Source organism: Streptomyces hirsutus, from assembly GCF_001418415.1.
GTDB classification, from domain to species: domain Bacteria; phylum Actinomycetota; class Actinomycetes; order Streptomycetales; family Streptomycetaceae; genus Streptomyces; species Streptomyces hirsutus.
Genome location: NZ_LIQT01000481.1, coordinates 1 through 4,440, shown reverse-complemented (window position 1 = coordinate 4,440; position 4,440 = coordinate 1). Strand labels below are relative to the sequence as shown.

Below are 4,440 nucleotides of genomic sequence, written 5' to 3'. Positions count from 1 at the left end.
CGGCGGCGCGCTGGGCGAGGCCGCCGGAGAGTTCGTGCGGGTAGCGGTCGAGGTGGTCCTCGGGGAAGGCCGCGCGGGCGGCCGCCTTTTCGGCTGCGGCGCGCAGGGACGCGCGGCCGCGTACGCCCGTGAGTGCGGCGACCGTCTCCTCGGTCTGCGCGCGGATGGTGCGGACCGCGGTGAGGTGGGCGGCGGGGCTCTGCGGGATGAGGCCGATGCGCCGGCCGCGTACGGTGCGGGCGAGGGTGCGTTCGTCGGCGGCGAGCAGGTCGAGGTCGCCGAGCAGGGCGCTGCCTGCGGTCTGCGCGTTGGCCGGGAGCAGGCCGAGCAGGGCGGAGGCCAGGACGGACTTGCCGCAGCCGCTCTCGCCGATCAGGGCGAGGCATTCGCCGGGGACGACGTCGAAGTGCGCGTCGGTGACGGCGGCGACGGGGCCCGAGCCGGGCACCAGGAAACGCACCGACAGACCGCGCACCGACAGCACGGGGGGTCGCTCGGTCACAGCATCAGCTCCGATCGGCGGCGGGGGTTGATCCGCTCCCGCCACACTCCGGCGAGTCCGGCGATGGCGAGGGTGGGGATGATCAGGAACAGGCCGGGGAAGAGGGTGGGCCACCACTGCCCGGCGAGCAGGGTGCCGCGGGCGCCCTGGATGAGGGTGCCGAGGCTGGCGGTGTGGGTGGGCAGGCCGAGGCCGAGGAAGGACAGCGCCGATTCGTGCCACATGGCGTGCGGGATCATCAGAACGGCGGCGAGGCCGGCCTGCGGCAGTACGCCGGGCAGCAGGTGGCGCAGGACGACCCGCCACCGGGAGGCGCCGCCGGAGACGGCCGCGTCGATGTACGGGCGGGAGCGCAGGGAGAGGACCTCGGCGCGGACGATGCGGGCGGTGGACAGCCAGTGGGTGGCGGCGACCGAGACCACCACGGGCCAGACGCCAGGCCGGAACATGGCGACGATGAAGATGCCGAGCAGCAGGTGCGGGACGGAGGAGATGGTGTCGACCAGGCGCATGACGAGGCGGTCGACCCAGCCGCCGAGTGCTCCGGCGGTGGCTCCGACGGCGGTGCCGATCACGGTGGCGGTGAGTGCCGCGACGACCCCGACGAGCAGGGAGACCCTGAGGCCGTAGACGCAGCGCAGCAGTAGGTCGCGGCCGACGTCGTCGGTGCCGAAGGGGTGGGCCCAGCTGGGTGGGAGGAGTTTCGAGGCGAGGTCGACGGCCGTGCTGGTCGAGTTGGACGAGGGGCGGGACGAGCAGGACCGCGAGGGCGGTCAGGGCGACCAGCACGGCGGAGACGCGCAGCCGCAGAGTGTGGGTGGAGCGGCGGGCGGGGCCGCGCGAGCGCCATGCGACGGCCGGGGCTGCGGACCCGGCCGTGCTCGCCTTCTCCAGGGTGGTGTCGGCTCTGGTGTCAGCCATCGGAATCACATCTCACTGAGCTTCACCCTCGGGTCGGTCAGTCCGTACAGGAGGTCCGCCAGGAGGTTTCCGGCGAGGACGGCGGCGGTGGCGAGGGTCGTCAGCGCGGCCAGGAGCGGGAAGTCGACGGCGGTGGCCGCCTCGACGGTGGCGGCCGCGATGCCGGGCCAGCTGAAGACGGTCTCCACCAGCAGGGCGCCGGTGATGAGTTCGGGCACGCGGGAGCCGATGAGGGTGAGGACCGGCAGGAGTCCGGAGCGCAGGGCGTGGCCGAGCAGGACGGTGCGTTCGCCGAGGCCGCGGGCGCGGGCGCCGCGTACGGGGTCCTCCGCGAGGGCGTCGCCGACGCCTTGGCGTACGTAGAGCGTGAACCAGGGGAGCTGGGAGACGGCGAGGACGCCGGCGGGGAGGATCAGGTGGCTCGCGACCTGCCCGGCGGTGACGTACTCGCTGCCGGTGTCGGTGAGGCCGCCGGCCGGGAGGACGTCCAGTTGGAGGGCGAACAGCCAGACGGCGAGCAGGGCGATCCAGAAGACCGGCGCGGCCTCCAGGGAGTACGCGAGGGAGGTGACCGTACGGTCGAGGAGCGAGCCGGGGCGGCGGGCGGCGAGCACGCCGAGCAGAGTGCCGAGCAGGACGGCGACGGCGAAGGCGACGGCGCACAGCAGCGTGGACCACACGATCCGCTCGCCGATCGCCTCGGCGACCGGCTGGCGCAGCACGCTGGACTGGCCGAGGTCGCCGGTGACGGCGGAGGTCAGCCATTCCCACCACTGGACGGCGAAGGGGCGGTCCACGCCGAGGTTTTCGCGGAGCCGGTCCAGGGTCTCCTGGTCGGCGCCGAGGGCCGCGGTGCCGGCGTAGGCCTTGACGGGGTCGAAGGGGGAGGCGGCGGCGATGGCGAACACGCCGAAGGTGACGACGAGGAGGACGGGCACGGCGAGCAGGGCCCGCCGTGCCACGAGGCGTCCCATCGCTCCCCAGGGCAGGGTCTTCACTTCTTGGGCTGCCAGTCCTCGGCGTTCCACCAGGGGCCGCTGGCGAAGCCGTGCTCGTGCGGTTCGACCTGGGTGGTGAGGCCCTCCCAGCGGTCGGCGAGGACGTAGAGGTGGTCGATGTGGGTGAGGAAGGTGTAGCCGGGGTTCTTGACGAGTGCGCGCTGGAGGTCGTCGTAGGCGGCCTTGCGGTCCTCGGGGTCCTGGCTGCGGCGGCCGGTGTCGAGGGCTTCGTCGACGGCGGCGTTGTCGTAGCGGGCCATGTTGTTGAAGCCGTCGCCGGCGAGGGAGGAGTGCAGCAGGGTGTAGAGGCCGAAGTCGGGGTCGCCGGTGCTGCCGAAGCCGGCGAGGACGGCGTCCTTGCCCATCCGGGGTTCGATGACCTCCCAGGTGGCGCCCTCGACCTTGACGTCGATGCCGGCCTTCTTGGCGTCGGAGGCGTAGGCGAGGGCGTGGTCCTGGCGGACCTTGTCGCCGGAGGGGTAGTAGAGGGTGAACGTGGCGCGGACGCCGTCCTTGGCGCGGATGCCGTCCTTGCCGGCCTTCCAGCCGTCCCGGTCGAGGATCCGCTGGGCCTCGGCGAGGTCCTGGGGGCGTTCGACGTCCTTGGTGTACCAGGGGTCGTCGAGGGGCAGCGGCCCGTAGGCGGGGCGGCCGGCTCCGTCGAGGATCTTGTCGACCATGGCCCGGCGGTCCACGGCGAGGTCGAGGGCGCGGCGGACGGCGGTGTCGCCGGTGACCTTGTTCGCGGTGGGGAGGGTGACGGCGCGGAAGTCGTAGGTGGTCGCCCGGTACGTCGTGCGGCCGTCGTCGTTCTTGAAGGTGGCGGCGAGGTTGGGCGGGAGGGTGGCGCCGTCGAGGTCGCCGGAGCGCAGGCGGGTGGCGCGGACGTCGTCGTCGGCGATGATCGCCATCGTGATCTTTTTCACCCGGGGGGCGCCGCCCCAGTAGTCCGGGTTCGCCTTGAAGGTGAGCTTCTCGCCCTTGCTCCAGCCGGTGAGGACGTATGGTCCGGTGCCGACCGGCTCGGTGTTGAAGGAGCCGGTGTTGGGATCCTGCTCCCCGGTGAGGTGCTCGGGGACGATGGGCAGGACGGTGCGGGCGGCGAAGGCCGCGTACGGGTACTTGAGGGTGAAGACGACCTTGTCGTCGCCGTCCGCGCGGACCTTTTCGACGGCGTCCAGTTCGCTCTTGGCGGTGTTGTTGGTCTTGTCGTCGAGCACCGTTTCGTACGTGTGGACCACGTCCTCGGCGGTGAGGGGTTCGCCGTCGCTGAACGTCACGCCGGAGCGCAGGGTGTAGGTGTAGGTCCGGCCGCCGTCGCCGATCTCGGGCAGGGCCTTCGCCAGCGCGGGCTTCAGTTTCAGGTCGGCGTCCCGGGCGAGCAGTCCGTCGAAGATCTTGGAGTTGCCGTCCTTGCCGTAGCCGAGCAGGGGGCTCAGGGTGTCGGGTTCGGAGGCGACCCCGATCACCACGGACTCGGCGGACCCGCCGCCGCCCGCACCGGCGTCCGTGCCGCCGGTCGGCGCCGAGCAGGCGGCGACCACCGCGATCGCGGCGGCCGTGGTCGCCGCGCCGGTGGTACGCCGTATTCGTCGGGTCGTCATCGAACCTCACACCTCTACTGACCTGAATTCGTTGTTGCATATTAATTGCAGCAAGGTTCTGCCCAGAGCCCCGGCCCCCCATGCCGACGTCTCGGTGAACGTGGCCGCCCAGGCGGACGGCGAGGGGATGACCACCGCACCACCTGCGCACACCCGCGCACACCTGCTGTCAAGACCGCGGGTGTGCGCCGGGACACAAGCTGCGGAACGCCGTCCGCGCGCCCCCGGCATGCGCTTGTCACCAGGCCGGATCCGGGTCTACTGTCGCCACGCCTTGGTGAACGGGAAATCCGGTGCGATACCGGTGCGGCCCTCGCCACTGTGATCGGGAAGTCCGGCTCCGGCCCCTGGTCCTGTCCCCCGACAGGACCGACGGGCAGCCACTGGGTCCACTTGGGGCCTGTCGTCACATTCC

At 72.2% G+C, this 4,440-nt stretch carries 3 protein-coding genes, 1 pseudogene and 1 riboswitch; all 4 genes and pseudogenes read right to left on the bottom strand.

Annotation, left to right across the window (positions count from 1 at the left end; genetic code table 11):
* Positions 1-502: ATP-binding cassette domain-containing protein (locus AOK11_RS31555; protein WP_157869490.1), on the bottom strand; the 502-nt coding region annotated here is incomplete at its 3' end.
* A pseudogene (locus AOK11_RS31550) lies at positions 499-1,423 on the bottom strand (ABC transporter permease). The gene AOK11_RS31555 and the pseudogene AOK11_RS31550, both read right to left, overlap by 4 nt.
* Before the next feature lie 5 nt (positions 1,424-1,428).
* Positions 1,429-2,397, bottom strand: a complete 969-nt coding sequence (locus AOK11_RS31545; RefSeq protein WP_055597111.1) for an ABC transporter permease — start codon at positions 2,395-2,397, stop codon at positions 1,429-1,431.
* Positions 2,398-2,417: 20 nt separating this feature from the next.
* Positions 2,418-4,025 (bottom strand): ABC transporter substrate-binding protein, encoded by a 1,608-nt coding sequence (locus AOK11_RS31540; protein ID WP_055597110.1) that lies wholly within the window; start codon positions 4,023-4,025, stop codon positions 2,418-2,420.
* Positions 4,026-4,269: 244 nt separating this feature from the next.
* Positions 4,270-4,418: riboswitch (cobalamin riboswitch) on the top strand.
* The last annotated feature ends 22 nt before the right edge of the window (positions 4,419-4,440 follow it).